This is a genomic window from Arthrobacter ulcerisalmonis (genome assembly GCF_900609065.1).
GTDB classification, from domain to species: Bacteria; Actinomycetota; Actinomycetes; order Actinomycetales; family Micrococcaceae; genus Arthrobacter; species Arthrobacter ulcerisalmonis.
Genome location: NZ_UXAU01000037.1, coordinates 46,746 through 61,139 on the forward strand (window position 1 = coordinate 46,746; position 14,394 = coordinate 61,139).

Below are 14,394 nucleotides of genomic sequence, written 5' to 3' on the forward strand. Positions count from 1 at the left end.
CGGGTCGGGGCCCGGCCAATTCCTTCGATGCCACTCCCGGGCCCCCTCAATCGCTCCGCGTGCAGGTGCAAGGTCACCGGCCGCGTCCCCGACATTCGATTCAAATTAGGAGTTGTTCATGGCTGATCCAGCACGGGCTGCCAAGTTGGCGCAGCGGATCAAGGTTGTTGTTGCCGAGGCCTTGGGCCGTAAGGTCAAGGATCCCCGGCTTGAGGGCATCACTGTGACAGATGCCCGCGTGACCAATGATCTTCAGCACGCCACCATCTACTACACCGTCCTGGGTGACGAAATCGTCCAAGCTGACGCTGCAAAGGGGCTGGAGAAGGCCAAAGGCGTGCTGCGGCAAGAAGTGGGCCGCAACGTCACTGTCCGGCTGACACCCACCCTCGAATTCGTGGCTGACCAGATTCCGGTCAACGCCTCCAACCTCGAGGAACTGCTCCGCGAAGCCAAGAAGCGTGACGCCGAGGTTGCTGCCTTGGCAGCCAACGCCCGACACGCCGGCGACGCCGATCCTTATAAGAGCGATGCGGCAGACATCGACGAGGACGACTTCGACGAAGAGGAACTGGACGTGGCTCCCGATGGCGAGCCCACCGAGGACAGCAACAAGTAACTTCCTGCTGGACCTGCTGGCCCGGACCGCATGCCCCCAAGGGGTGCGGTCTGGGCCGCTGTCATTTTGGGGGCTACTGTCCTGTGCAGAGGATACCCGCGCATCTGCTGCCAGGAAATGCCGTGGCAGCGTGCGGCTAGGATCGAATCATGACCGTGCCAGAAGTTGATGCCCGCGCCTCGGAGTGCCTTGAGTTGGCCGTGCAATTGGCCACTAGGAATGTTGCCGATGGCGGTGGACCGTTTGGTGCCATCGTGGTTACTTCTGACGGCGCAGTTCACCATGGCGTCAACAGGGTCACCCGCGACAACGATCCCACGGCGCACGCCGAAGTGGTTGCCATCCGGGCAGCGGCTACGGCTATGCGGAACTTCGACCTGCACGGCGCGGTCCTCTACACCAGCTGCGAACCGTGTCCGCTGTGCCTCGCGGCGGCGCTGTGGGCACGGATCGATCGGGTGTATTTCGCTGCTGATCGGCATGGGGCTGCTGCTGCCGGGTTCGACGACGCACTCTTCTACGAGTACTTTGCGGGGAACCAACCAGAACTCTTGCCGGTCGCCCACCGCGGAATCCCGTCGTCGGTCGTTCCCTTCGATGCCTGGCGATCCGCGCAGGGCAAGACCGCATACTAGGCCCGAGCCAGCGGGTCAGTGCCGCGTCGGGAACCGTGAGACGCCCTCGATCAGCTCCGACTGCCGCCCGCACAACGCGATCCTGACCCAGCCCTCGCCGATCGAACCAAACGCCGTTCCCGGTGCTAGGGCTACGCCGGCGTCGGTCAGGAACCGGCGCGTCCATGCGCGGACATCGCCCCCGCTGACATGCGAAACGTCTGCCCACAGGTAGAACGCACCCTGTGCCTGCAGATAGGGGATGCCCTTGCTGTCGAGGACGGCGGAGGCGGCATCGCGGTTCGCGCGGTAATGGTCGTGCGCGTGGATGACGTAGTCCTGTGGGCCGGTCAAGGCGGCCAGGGCTGCATACTGCGACGGCGAGGCGACGCAGGAGACGATCGCTTCCATCACGTTGTCCATGGTGCGCTCCAGGCCAGGCGGGCAGATCAGGGCACCAATGCGCAGCCCCGTCAGGCCGTACGTTTTGGAGAGGGTCAGCGAGGTGAAGACGCGGGCATCCGCTGCTGTCTCGCCGTCGAAGCGAGCGGGACTGACGTGTGGCACGTCGTAGGTAAACGCCTCGTAGCACTCATCAGAGATGACCCACAGATCGTGGCGGCGAGCCATGGCCATGAGCTCCCGGGTCAACGCTTCGCTCAGGACTGCGCCCAGGGGGTTGGACGGCGAATTGAGCACCAACACCCGGGTTTTCGCCGTGATGAGCTCTTCGATGTCCGCGACCCGCGGCATGAAATCGTGGTCCGGGTAGAGCGGATAGCCAACCGGGACGGCATTGAGCAGGTGCGCCGTCATGGCGAACGTGGGGTACCCCGGATTGGGAATCAGGATCTCGTCGCCCGGGGCCAGCAGCAGGCTCATCGCAAAATGCAGGCCCTGCTGCGCGCCGTCCACCACATACACCCGATCCGCACCCACCGGTACGCCTTGCTCAGCGCGGAACCGGGCCGCAAAGGCCTCACGGAGCGCTGGGATGCCCGCATTCGGCGTGTAGTTTGTCTCGTCCCTGTCCAGGCAAGCGATGCCGGCGTCGAGGACGTGCCGGGGGAGCGGAAAGCCCGGCTCGCCGATGCTGAGGACAATAGCGCCGGGTGTCCGCCACGCGGCCTCGGTGATTTCGCGGATCTGGTTGACGGGCACGTCGCGGGCATGGGCGGCTGGCTTCGGCATGCCAGCCATCCTAACGTTCCAAGATGGGACGGCTCCGGGCGCTGGTGCCGGTCAGCGCGTGGTTCCGGCGTCGATATACTGGGAAGCGTGCTTTCTGGACTGGTGATAGTGGACAAACCGCAGGGATGGACCAGCCACGATGTGGTTGGCCGGATGCGGCGCCTTGCAGGTACCCGGAAAGTAGGCCACGCCGGGACCTTGGATCCAATGGCCACCGGCGTTCTGGTGGTTGGCATTAATAAGGCCACCCGCCTGCTCACCTACATCGTGGGCACCTCCAAGACGTATACGGCGACCATTCGGCTGGGCCAGTCCACGGTGACGGACGACGCCGAGGGTGACGTTACCGGCTCGGCGTCCGTTGCCGGGGTGGTAGACCAAGCCATCCACGACGGCGTTGCGGAACTCACCGGCGAGATCCAGCAGGTGCCCAGCAGCGTCAGCGCTATCAAGGTCAACGGCGAGCGGGCCTACGCGCGGGTCCGGTCCGGTGAGGACGTCAAGCTCGCGGCCCGGCCCGTGACCATCCACCGCTTCGAGGTCCACGGTATCTGCCGGAACACGGAATTGGATGTGCTGGACGTTGATGTCACGGTTGAGTGCAGCTCAGGGACCTATATCCGAGCGCTGGCGCGCGACCTGGGGAATACCCTCGGCGTGGGCGGCCACCTGACAGCGCTCCGTCGCACCCATGTGGGTCCCTATTCCCTTGATCAGGCGCGCACCCTGGAGCAACTGGCGGAAGAGCTTGAGGTCTTGGAAATGTCCCAGGCAGCGCGGGCTTTGATGCCCAACCGTGAACTCAGTGCCGAGGAGACGGTCGAGATTTCCTTTGGCCGCCGGGTCGCGGCCGGTGGGACTGGCAGTGATGCCGCCACCGCAGAACGTCCGGTTGCGGCTTTTGCCCCGGACGGCAGCCTGGTCGCGCTGTTGGCCGACGCCGGGAGTTACGCCAAGCCTGTCCTGGTCTTTGCACCCGGCAACGGCTCCACCGAGGCGAGCTGACGTTGGACGCGTTCTTTTACATTGTCCTGGTGGTGGGGCTTGCCTCCACTTTGCTTTGCGTGGGGGCGGCCCTGCTGCGGAAGGTGCCAAACGACGTGACCCTGCTGTCCGTCGTTGCGGTTGAAGTGACCTTGGTGATCTACTTGGTGGGCTCCATTGTCCGGGTCATCGGGGGAGAGGTCATCGCGGGGGAGGCGTGGGAATTCTGGGGTTACCTGGTCACCGCCATGCTGCTGCCGCCTGCTGCGATCTATTGGGCAATCCTTGAAAAAACGCGATGGAGTAACTTTGTCCTCGCGGCCGTGGGCGTCACTGCAGTGGTGATGGCCGCCCGCATGAATCAGATTTGGTACTGAAGTGGAAGAAGCACGGAACATGAATGACCAGCAGCCAGACGCCGTCGGACCCGTGCCGGGAACGCCTGCCGGGAAGTCGCCAGCTGCCCGGAACACCAGGAACACCGGCCCGGGGCGGCTCCTGATTGCCGTCTATGCGGTGTTCGCCATCTCCGCGACGGCCCGCGCCGGCTACCAGATCCTGACGAAGTTCGGCGAAGCGCCCCTGGCCTACCTGCTGTCAGCGTTCGCGGCTCTGGTCTATGTGGTGGCCACAGTGTCCCTGGCCAAGGCCGGCACCACCTGGTTCAAAGTCTCCGTGCTGGCGGTGCTGGTGGAACTCATCGGAGTCCTGGTGGTGGGCGCCCTCAGTGTTTTCGATTCAGTACAGTTCCCGCATGAAACGGTGTGGTCGCTCTTCGGCCGAGGCTATGCGTTCATCCCGCTGCTGCTGCCCATTTTGGGCTTGGTGTGGCTGTATCGCCGGCGGCCGTCGATGGGGACAGCCACCGCGTGATTGCGGGTAACCTAGGAGAGTTCCGCCGCCGGCGTGGCGTCGGAACAGTCAAGTGGTCAGTTTGAGGCGAGGGTGATGGTGTACATCTGGAACGATCCGTCCGAGGTACCGGCGGACTTTGGCCCGTCAGTGGTCACGTTCGGCAACTTCGATGGCGTTCACCGGGGCCACCAACAGGTTTTGTCGGAACTGATCCGCTCAGCTCACCGTTCCGGCGCAAAGGCCGTAGCTGTCACGTTTGATCCACACCCCGCGCAGATCCACCGCCCGGAACAGGCACCGGAACTGATCATGGGCCTGACCGACAAGCTTGTGGCCCTGGGCGAAGTAGGCCTGGACGCTGTCCTGGTGGTTAAGTACTCCCTGGATTTGGCCAGCCTCACCGCCGAGGAGTTCGTCCAGCAGTTCCTGGTGGATTGCCTGCACGCCAGCCGGGTGGTCATAGGCCACGATGCCCGGTTTGGCCGCGGCAATTCCGGCGACCTCGACACCATGAAATCCCTGGGCGGGAAGTTCGGCTTCGACGTCCAGGTCATCAGCGAGTTTGGTTCCGAAGGCTACCCGCTGCACGACGACGGCGGCCTGGGCCGGCGGTGCTCCTCCACCTGGGTGCGGGAAGCACTCCAGGAAGGCGATGTGGCAACGGCCGGGGCCGTCCTGGGCAGGGCTCACCGGATGAGCGGCACGGTGGTCCACGGCGCAGCCCGCGGCAGGGAACTTGGCTTTCCCACCGCTAATCTTTCCGCCGATGCCACAGGACTGATCCCTGCGGACGGTATCTACGCGGGCTGGCTGGTGGACAAGGACGGCAAGCGCTGGCCTGCCGCCATTTCCGTCGGCTCCAATCCAACGTTCGACGGCGTCAGCCGACAGGTGGAAGCCCACGTCATTGATCGGCCCAAGGAAGCCGTGGAGGACTTCGACCTCTACGGCCAGGCAGTGGTGGTGGAGTTCACCCAGCGGCTTCGTGGCATGGTGGCCTATCGTGGGCCCGAAGCCCTGGTGGAGCAGATGCGGCTCGACGTCATCCAAGCCCACGAGATCCTGACGAAGTAGTTTTCCGCGGTCCGGAACGTACCGGGCCGCGTCACCAGGCCACCGGCGGCAGCGCCCGGGGGTGGCCTTACGGAGAGGCAGCCGTTGGCAGTGGAAAAGAACACCCGCGAGTTGGATGCTGGCATTGTCAGTGACTTCAGCTCCCGGATGAGTTACGCGTCCTACTTGCAGCTGCCCACGCTGCTGAGCGCCCAACAGCCCGTCAGTGAACCCCAGCACCATGACGAAATGCTCTTCATCATCCAGCATCAGACGACTGAGCTGTGGCTGAAACTGGTGCTCCACGAGCTTCGCAGCGCCGCGGCCTGGTTGCAGGCAGACAATCTGGGCTCGGCTCTCAAGGCGATCGCCAGGGTCAAGCACATCCAGAAAACCCTCACCGAGCAATGGTCAGTGCTGGCCACCCTGACGCCCACCGAGTACGCACAGTTCCGTGATTTCCTGGGAAACTCGTCGTGCTTCCAGTCCAGCCAGTACCGGGCCGTGGAATTTGTGCTGGGCAACAAGAACGCCAAGATGCTGCCCATCTTCGCCGCAGATGTGGAAGCCCATGCCATGTTGACGGAGGTGCTGGAAGCTCCCAGCATCTACGACGAGTTCCTGGCGTACTTGGCGCGTCAGGGCTTTGCCGTGCCTGCGGAGGTCCTGGACCGGGACGTCACCAAGGCGCACGAATTCACCCCAAGCCTGGTGCCCTTGTTCAAGCATATTTACGAGAACGCTGCCGAGAACTGGGGCGCATACGAGGCTTGCGAGGAACTCGTTGACCTGGAGGACAACTTCCAACTGTGGCGCTTCCGGCACCTGCGTACCGTGCAACGCACCATTGGCATGAAAGCCGGTACTGGCGGTTCGCAAGGCGCATCGTTCCTGCAAAAGGCCCTTGAACTGACGTTCTTCCCCGAACTTTTTGCCGTCCGAACGGAGATTGGCCGATGAGTGTTGTTGACGACCTGCGCGCCCGGGCCGAAGCCCTTGACGCCCAAGACACGTTGGCCAGCTACCGCGGCCTCTTTGAGGGCTCTGACCTGCCGGTTTCCTACCTTGATGGCAACTCGCTGGGACGCCCGTTGCGCCGGACCGCCGACGATGTGGCCGGCTTCATCCGGGACGGGTGGGGCGGCAGGCTGATCCGTGGCTGGGATGAGGAGTGGCTGGAATTGCCCCAACAGATCGGCGACCAGCTGGGCCGGGCCGTGCTGGGCGCAGGGCCCGGGCAAACCATCATCGCCGACTCCACCACCGTGGTGCTCTACAAGCTCATCCGGGCCGCGTTGGCCGCGGTGGCAGACCCCGATCGCAACGAACTCGTCCTCGATACCGAAAACTTCCCCACCGACCGCTACCTGGTAGAAGGAATCGCCCTGGAGGAAGGTCTGACCCTGGTTTGGATTAACGCCGATCCGGCGACCGGGGTCACCGTCGACCAGGTTCGGGCTGCGACGGGGCCGCGCACCGCCGTCGTGCTCCTGAGCCAGATTGCCTACCGGTCCGGCCATCTCGCGGACCTGCCCGCCATCACCGCGGCCGTGCACGACGCCGGCGCGCTGGTCGTGTGGGACCTGTGCCATTCTGCGGGGTCGGTGGAAATTGGACTCGATGATGCCGACGTGGACTTTGCCGCCGGCTGCACTTACAAATACCTCAACGGTGGGCCCGGTTCGCCAGCGTTCGCTTACGTGAATCGCAGGCATCTGGCGGACCTCAACCAGCCGATTTGGGGATGGATGGGCCGCAAGGACGCCTTTGAAATGGCGGCGGGCTATGAACCAACCGCAGGCATCCGGCGGTTCCTGAGCGGCACGCCCGCCATCCTGGGGATGGTGGCCATGCGCGGCACCTTGGACCTCATCGAAGAGGTAGGAATGGCCGCGATCCGCGCCAAGTCCGAGCAGTTGACAGCCTTTGCGGTCGACGTTTTTGACGCGCTCTTGGCACCATCCGGGGCCTCACTTGGCTCACCGCGGGATCCTGGCCAGCGCGGCAGTCACATCACGGTCGACCATCCGAACTTCACCAAGGCCAACGTGGCGGCGTTGTGGGAGGACGATGTGATTCCGGATTTCCGTGCCCCCCACGGCATTCGGGTGGGACTGTCCCCCCTCAGTACCAGCTTTGGCGAGCTGCTTGCCGGGATGAGTGCCATCCATGGTGAGTTGACCGCGTGAGGCGGGGGACGGCGTCGGGCGCTAACGCCTGAGGTGCGCGGCCTGGAGCGGTCAGCGGAAACTGCCGGGAAACAGGGGGTTGTTTCGACAACATTGGGCGCTGACCGGTAAACTGGATGATGGATCCGGCTGCAGTCCGTGGCGGCTGGCTCCTGTTGTGTGCAGCGTCATCGGTTTCGTGCCGAGGATCTTGCCACGATAGACCCGGCAGTAACGATCTGACCTGGGCCCGCACGGCACATTTTCAAGGAGTTATTGTGGCACTTGACGCCGCTGTAAAGCAGTCCATCATCAAGGAATACGCAACTGGCGAAGGCGACACCGGTTCACCGGAGGTCCAGGTTGCAGTCCTGACTCAGCGGATCAAAGATCTGACTGAGCACATGAAGGAGCACAAGCACGATTACCACACCCAGCGCGGCCTGTTGGCCATGGTGGGTCGTCGTAAGCGCATGCTGGGCTACCTCAAGAAGACTGACATCGGCCGCTACCGTTCGCTCATCGAGCGCCTCGGCCTGCGCCGCTAGTCGGACTTTGGGACGGCCCTTTTCCTGACGGATCTGGGCTGTCCCGCCAACCAAAACTAAACAGGAGGATCAACCGCATCACGCATTCGCGGTCCTCGGTAGTGATCCCCGGGAACGGCATCGACTGATCGATGCCACGGCCCGTGGGTCTCGATCGATGACCGGGTGTAGGGCCAGTAGACAGATGCTGGCTGGGTTGATGTGGCTGGACTCCGTCCAACAGAAACGGAGGTGACTCTCTTGGAGGGTCCCGAAATCCAGTTCTCAGAAGCCGTCATTGATAATGGCCGCTTTGGTAAGCGTGTAATCCGCTTTGAAACCGGCCGCCTTGCAAAGCAGGCCGCTGGCGCAGCCATGGTGTACATCGACGATGACACCGCACTGCTGTCCGCCACCACCGCCGGCAAGCACCCGCGTGAAGGTTTTGACTTCTTCCCGCTGACCGTTGATGTCGAAGAGCGCATGTACGCCGCTGGCCGCATCCCGGGTTCGTTCTTCCGCCGCGAAGGCCGCCCCTCCACCGAAGCCATCCTCGCCTGCCGCTTGATGGACCGCCCGCTGCGCCCTGCCTTCGTCAAGGGCCTGCGCAACGAGGTCCAGATCGTGGTGACCGTTCTGGCCATCAACCCTGACGAGCTCTACGACGTGGTAGCCATCAACGCTTCCTCCATGTCCACCCAGCTGTCCGGCCTGCCGTTCTCCGGCCCCATCGGCGGCGTCCGCGTGGCCCTGGTAGCTGACGAGCACGGCTCACAGTGGGTTGCTTTCCCCAAGCACTCCCAGCTGGAAAACTCCGTGTTCAACATGGTTGTTGCTGGCCGCATCGCCGGTGACGACGTCGCCATCATGATGGTCGAAGCCGAAGCAACCGACAACTCCTGGAACCTCATCAAGGAACAGGGCGCCACCGCCCCCACCGAAGAGGTTGTCTCCGAGGGCCTCGAAGCTGCCAAGCCGTTCATCAAGGCACTCTGCGACGCGCAGGCTGACCTTGCCGGCCGCGCTGCCAAGCCCACCGTTGAGTTCCCGGTCTTCCTGGACTACCAGGACGACGTGTACTCGGCGGTTGAAGCTGCTGCAGCCGAGAAGCTTGCCGCTGTCTTCCAGATCGCCGACAAGCAGGAACGCGACACGGCAACCGATTCCTTGAAGGACGAGGTTGTTTCCGGTCTCGCCGGCCAGTTCGAAGGCCGCGAAAAGGAAGTATCCGCAGCGTTCCGTTCGGTCACCAAGCAGGTTGTGCGCCAGCGCATCCTCAAGGACCAGATCCGCATTGACGGCCGTGGCCTGACGGACATCCGCCAGCTCACCGCCGAAGTTGAGGTCCTGCCCCGCGTGCACGGTTCGGCAATCTTCGAGCGCGGTGAAACTCAGATCATGGGTGTCACCACGCTGAACATGCTGAAGATGGAACAGCAGATCGATTCGCTGTCACCCGTTACGCGTAAGCGCTACATGCACAACTACAACTTCCCGCCGTACTCCACCGGTGAGACCGGCCGTGTGGGTTCGCCCAAGCGCCGCGAAATCGGCCACGGTGCCCTGGCAGAGCGCGCCCTGGTGCCCGTCCTGCCGTCCCGCGAGGAATTCCCGTACGCCATCCGTCAGGTATCTGAGGCACTCAGCTCCAACGGTTCGACGTCGATGGGTTCCGTTTGTGCTTCCACCTTGTCGATGCTGAATGCCGGTGTGCCCCTGAAGGCCGCCGTCGCCGGTATCGCCATGGGCCTGGTTTCCGATCAGGTTGACGGCCAGACCCGTTACGCCGCGCTGACCGACATCCTCGGCGCCGAAGATGCTTTCGGCGACATGGACTTCAAGGTTGCCGGTACGTCCGAGTTCGTCACGGCCATCCAGCTCGACACCAAGCTGGACGGCATCCCCGCCTCCGTGCTGGCAGCGGCACTGAAGCAGGCTCGCGAAGCCCGCCTGCACATCCTCGAGGTCATCAACTCGGCCATTGACACCCCGGACGAGCTCTCCGAGTTCGCGCCGCGCGTCATCGCCGTGAAGATCCCCGTGGACAAGATCGGCGAGGTCATTGGCCCCAAGGGCAAGATGATCAACCAGATCCAGGAAGACACCGGCGCCGACATCTCCATCGAAGATGACGGTACGGTCTACATTGGCGCCACCAACGGTCCGTCTGCTGACGCAGCACGCTCCGCGATCAACGCCATAGCGAACCCGCAGGTTCCGGAAATCGGCGAGCGTTACCTGGGTACGGTCGTCAAGACCACCACCTTCGGTGCCTTCGTGTCGCTGACCCCGGGCAAGGACGGCCTCCTGCACATCTCCGAGCTCCGCAAGCTGGCCAATGGCAAGCGCGTGGACAACGTTGATGACGTTGTCTCCGTGGGCCAGAAGGTCCAGGTGGAGATCACCAAGATTGACGACCGCGGAAAGCTCTCGCTTTCGCCGGTAGTAGCCGAGGAAGAAGGCGCAGACGAAACAGTCCGCGCCCACGCCACGGAGCCTGCCGAAGGCGTCGAAATCTAAGCGTTCCACACCCGGAACATCAGCATGAACGGCGGGGCCGGTGGACTTTCCACCGGCCCCGCCGCTGTTACCATGGCAGCTCGTCCGGCTGCCCTTCCGAAAGGCCCCAATGACTGTTGTACCTCTGCCCCTCAAGCAGAATCACCTCGGCGACACCCTAGTCCACGGCGCCGAAGGCGGTTCGGTCGTCAGGCGCTCCGTCCTCCCCGGCGGAGTTCGGGTCCTGACGGAGGCAATGCCTGGTCAACGTTCCGCCACCATTGGCTTCTGGGTCGGCGTGGGCTCCCGTGACGAGGCTGACGGACAGCACGGCTCCACCCACTTCCTGGAACACCTCCTCTTCAAGGGCACCAAGCGTCGCACTGCCCTGGAGATCGCCTCAGCATTCGATGAAGTGGGCGGCGAGTCCAATGCCGCAACCGCCAAGGAAAGTACGTGCTACTTCGCGCGGGTCCTCGATACTGACCTGCCGATGGCTATTGATGTCATCGCCGACATGATTACCGGGGCTGTGCTTGACCCGGCCGAGATGGAGCAGGAGCGCGACGTCATTCTGGAAGAAATCGCCATGGACAGCGATGATCCAACGGACGTGGCGCATGAGCACTTCGTGGCAGCCGTTCTGGGCAGCCATCCGCTGGGTCGGCCCATCGGTGGCACCCCCGATGTCATTCGTGCAGTCGCCCGGGACTCAGTCTGGGAGCACTACCAGCGCTACTACCGGCCGGACGAGCTGGTGATTACTGCCGCGGGTGGGCTCGACCACCAGGAGGTCTGCAACCTCGTGGTGGACGCCCTCGAGTCCGCTGGCTGGAACTTGGACGTTGCGGCCGCCCCTGTTCACCGCCGTTCGACGGAGCGGGCACTCGTCACCGGAACCGCTGGCCTGCAGGTGGTCAAGCGCGCTGTGGAGCAGGCAAACATCATCATGGGGTGCCCCACCATTGTGGCGACTGACCGTCGGCGCTACGTCATGAGTGTCCTCAACGCCGTGCTGGGCGGTGGGATGTCATCCCGACTGTTCCAGGAAATTCGGGAAAAGCGCGGACTGGTGTACTCCACCTACTCCTTCGCGTCCTCCTACGCCGACGCCGGCTACTTCGGTATGTACGCAGGGTGCACGCCGTCGAAAGTCCCGCAGGTCATTGAACTGTTGGGCGTCGAGCTCGACAAACTTGCCGAGCACGGCATCTCCGAGGACGAACTTCGCAAGGCTGTGGGCCAACTCTGCGGTGGGATCGTGCTGGCCCTGGAAGACACCGGTTCGAGGATGTCTCGACTGGGGCGGGCTGAGCTTGTCTCCGGCGAATACCAAGACATCGACGAAACGTTGCGGCTGATCAAGAACGTCACGGCCGAGCAGGTGCAGGAACTCGCGTCCGAGCTTGCCGCCGCGCCGCGGACAGTGACAGTGGTTGGCCCGTTCGAAGAGTCAGAGACTTTCGGACTCTAGCTTGTCACCGGCTGCGGCTACCCATATATGCCGCGATCGGTGGTGGCTCCTCTGGAAGTGCCGCCGCCGATCGACGGGTCGGGTGGCTGGGGATGCGGAGCGGGGAACCGATGTCGCCTGAAGTACGTAACCAGCTTTGAAGGGCTGGGCAGTGCCACGTGGCACCGCCCAGCCTTTTTTGCTGGTTAGTTGTGCACTTCAACGCTGTCTGCTTCAGCCTTGAGCGTAGGTCGGACTCAGTATGTCTTGGGCTTGCCCTGTCACTTACGCGGGTTGGGGTACGAGGAAGCGCGGGGGTGTGGCCGTTGGCTGTGGTGGGTGCCCGTAGGGGGTGGGGTCTTCTGGGTATGGGTGACCCGCCGGGTTCTGGTTCAGTCCGTCCTGCTGCCAGAAATCGTCTGGCTCGGGGGTGGCAAGCATGCCAGGGTGGTGGATTGCTGGGGTTCCCAGCATCGCGTAGACGAGCCCAGGCTCGGTCCAGTTCTCCCTTGCCAGCTGTTCGCTGGAGCCAGGTCTACCTGAGAGTTCTCTGCCATCCTCATGAGTGTTTTGCCTGAACGGTGCAGCAAGGATCGGCTGACTCGGCTGGCTTGGTGAATCGTGTTGGTCGGGCAGCATTGCTGAGTCTGCCTGTTTTTGCTGGGTCCAGTGCGGTGGAAGGTGCGTTGGTTCGTTGAGTGATTGTTCTGCGGGGTAGTAACGGCCGCTGGGCGAGGTCCAGCCTGGTGGGGTGGCGGTAGTTGCCGGGGTGGGAGTCCAAGTGGAGTTGTGTTTGAGGCGGTGGTGTTTGGGGCAGAGTTGCGCGGTGTTGGTGATGCTGGTGGTTCCGTTTTCGTGCCAGGCAGTGAGGTGATCGATGTCGTTGTCGGCGCTGTGGTTGCTGCAGCCGGGAAAGGTGCAGTGGGCATCGCGGAGGGTGAGCCAGCGCCGCATCGCGGTTGTCAGGCGGTACCGGGTCCGGCCGATATCGAGGGGAGCACCGTTCCGGGGGTCGACGAGTACACGATAGAAAGAGCCCGCCCCGTGAGCGAAGAGTTCACGGGCCAGCGATGGTGGGATGGGTCCGTGCCCGTCCAGGACAGCGGGTTCCTCTGTGATGCCGAGAAGCGCCAGAATTGGCACGGTGATCAAGACTTGCGCAGCAGGAGTGGGGACTTTCCCGAGCCCGAGTGCTTCCCGGAACGCGTCGCCCGGCACCCCGTAGCCTGGGTCATCAACCAACCCAGAACCGGCCAGCCCAGAACCGGCCAGCCCAGAACCGGTTCCGCCAGCGGTGCTGCCGATCTGGTTGACCGCGCCGACCATGGCAGTGTCGGTGGTGACTGAGGTGCTGTTGCCTTCGTCGGGGGCCGTGGCCCAGTCTTCGGCGACGCAGTCGTCAGGGCTGGTGGTGGCATGGGGCGAGAGGTGGGTGCTGAGTCCGGCGGTGAGGGCTGCCGTGGCGAGGACGTCGGCACGGAGTTGGGTCAGGGTGCGGGTTTCGCTGGGGTGTTGAAGGGCGCGGGAGATCGCGGTGACGCGGTTGTAGATCGCTTCGGCGGTGTGCGCGGGCAGGTACGCGTTGATCCATGCCATGCCGTCGTGGTCTGGGGTGTGCTCGACTCTGCGGTTGGTGGCGCTGCGGGTGTGGCGTTCCTGGATGGAGTCGGGGTGGTGACGTTCACGCCAAGTCCTGGCCTTGGCTTTGAGTCTGCCGGGAATCAGGTCCCCAGCGGGTGTGCTGGCGGGGTTGAAGAGGTGTTCTTCGAGGGCAGCGGCATGAGTGGGGGCGAGGTCGGTGGTTTCATCGCATAGCGCCCGAGCGTGCTGGTACGAGATGTCCCCGTTGGCCAGGGCCGCGAGGGTCAGGGGTTGCGTTGTGACGAGTTGATGGGCGGTGTTCAGCAAGGTGTTGGACGCCCCTGCGCCGAGAGTCAAGACCCCACTGACTTCCGCGACCAAAGACATCGCCCTCGCCTTCTCATGGGTGGGTGTCGTATTAGGTGGGGTCAGTGCATCATCAATGCTGATGCACTCGGCCAGCGTCAACGTCTTGATCGCCGCGAGATGAGCTTCGAGCCGGCGGATGCACCCCAGCCGTTCCAGCCGGTTCTCTCTGGCTAGTTCCAACACATCCACTGCCGCCCACGGATCGACTTCACGCCCCGAGGGCTGACAGGATCCTTCTTGGTTGCCAGGCCCTGTCGATGAGTGGATCCCATCGGTATCAGGACCTGCCGAGCCAGATTCAGAGGCGTCAGGTTGCACGACCTCGGGATCGACGGTGCGCGGTTCGCTGGCATTGGGTTCGATGGCATTCGGCTCGACGGTCAGGGTGGCGAGTTCCGCGAGAGCTTCGGTCAGAGCCGTCAAGGCTCCGTGCACCGACGCTCCCGGCCTTACAGTAACGCCAGCGCCAGACGCTCCGGCG

General features: G+C 63.6%; 13 protein-coding genes. 11 read left to right on the forward strand and 2 right to left on the reverse strand.

Translation table 11 applies throughout. The features are described 5' to 3' along the window. The first annotated feature begins 118 nt into the window (after positions 1-118). Positions 119-619 (forward strand): 30S ribosome-binding factor RbfA, encoded by a 501-nt coding sequence (rbfA, locus tag PSET11_RS12505; protein ID WP_124092653.1) that lies wholly within the window; start codon positions 119-121, stop codon positions 617-619. Between the two features lie 149 nt (positions 620-768). After that, entirely contained in the window at positions 769-1,254 is a 486-nt protein-coding gene (locus PSET11_RS12510) for a nucleoside deaminase (RefSeq protein WP_124092654.1), read from the forward strand. Positions 1,255-1,269: 15 nt separating this feature from the next. On the opposite strand, the gene PSET11_RS12515 is transcribed toward PSET11_RS12510, so the two are convergent. Next, the gene (locus tag PSET11_RS12515) at positions 1,270-2,424 is read right to left on the reverse strand and encodes a pyridoxal phosphate-dependent aminotransferase (protein ID WP_203415971.1); all 1,155 of its coding nucleotides are present in this window, start codon (positions 2,422-2,424) and stop codon (positions 1,270-1,272) included. A gap of 87 nt (positions 2,425-2,511) precedes the next feature. Between PSET11_RS12515 and truB the strand changes: the two genes are divergently transcribed. The 9 genes from truB to PSET11_RS12560 all read left to right on the forward strand — a co-directional run bounded on the left by truB (position 2,512) and on the right by PSET11_RS12560 (position 11,984). Beyond that, positions 2,512-3,429, forward strand: a complete 918-nt coding sequence (gene truB / locus PSET11_RS12520) for a tRNA pseudouridine(55) synthase TruB (RefSeq protein ID WP_203415972.1) — start codon at positions 2,512-2,514, stop codon at positions 3,427-3,429. Between the two features lie 2 nt (positions 3,430-3,431). Further along, positions 3,432-3,785, forward strand: a complete 354-nt coding sequence (locus PSET11_RS12525) for a hypothetical protein (protein ID WP_124092657.1) — start codon at positions 3,432-3,434, stop codon at positions 3,783-3,785. Between the two features lie 19 nt (positions 3,786-3,804). Further along, positions 3,805-4,281 carry a hypothetical protein gene (locus PSET11_RS12530; RefSeq protein WP_124092658.1) on the forward strand — a complete coding sequence of 159 codons (477 nt, stop codon included), beginning with the start codon at positions 3,805-3,807 and terminating at the stop codon, positions 4,279-4,281. A gap of 75 nt (positions 4,282-4,356) precedes the next feature. Then, positions 4,357-5,337, forward strand: coding sequence for a bifunctional riboflavin kinase/FAD synthetase (locus PSET11_RS12535; protein ID WP_124092659.1), 981 nt, complete (start codon positions 4,357-4,359; stop codon positions 5,335-5,337). An 84-nt stretch (positions 5,338-5,421) separates the two neighbouring features. Beyond that, positions 5,422-6,276 (forward strand): tryptophan 2,3-dioxygenase, encoded by an 855-nt coding sequence (gene kynA, locus PSET11_RS12540; RefSeq protein ID WP_124092660.1) that lies wholly within the window; start codon positions 5,422-5,424, stop codon positions 6,274-6,276. After that, entirely contained in the window at positions 6,273-7,505 is a 1,233-nt protein-coding gene (locus PSET11_RS12545; protein WP_124092661.1) for a kynureninase, read from the forward strand. The genes kynA and PSET11_RS12545 overlap by 4 nt, the downstream gene beginning before the upstream one ends. A gap of 257 nt (positions 7,506-7,762) precedes the next feature. Next, positions 7,763-8,032: a 30S ribosomal protein S15 gene (gene rpsO, locus PSET11_RS12550; protein ID WP_124092662.1), complete on the forward strand. Its 270-nt coding sequence runs from the start codon at positions 7,763-7,765 to the stop codon at positions 8,030-8,032. 240 nt (positions 8,033-8,272) lie between these two features. Beyond that, entirely contained in the window at positions 8,273-10,531 is a 2,259-nt protein-coding gene (locus PSET11_RS12555) for a polyribonucleotide nucleotidyltransferase (RefSeq protein ID WP_124092729.1), read from the forward strand. Positions 10,532-10,640: 109 nt separating this feature from the next. After that, positions 10,641-11,984 carry a M16 family metallopeptidase gene (locus PSET11_RS12560; protein ID WP_124092663.1) on the forward strand — a complete coding sequence of 448 codons (1,344 nt, stop codon included), beginning with the start codon at positions 10,641-10,643 and terminating at the stop codon, positions 11,982-11,984. 264 nt (positions 11,985-12,248) lie between these two features. Here the strand turns inward: PSET11_RS12560 and PSET11_RS12565 are convergent, their stop codons facing one another. Then, positions 12,249-14,336 carry an HNH endonuclease signature motif containing protein gene (locus PSET11_RS12565; RefSeq protein ID WP_160118987.1) on the reverse strand — a complete coding sequence of 696 codons (2,088 nt, stop codon included), beginning with the start codon at positions 14,334-14,336 and terminating at the stop codon, positions 12,249-12,251. Positions 14,337-14,394: the final 58 nt, after the last annotated feature.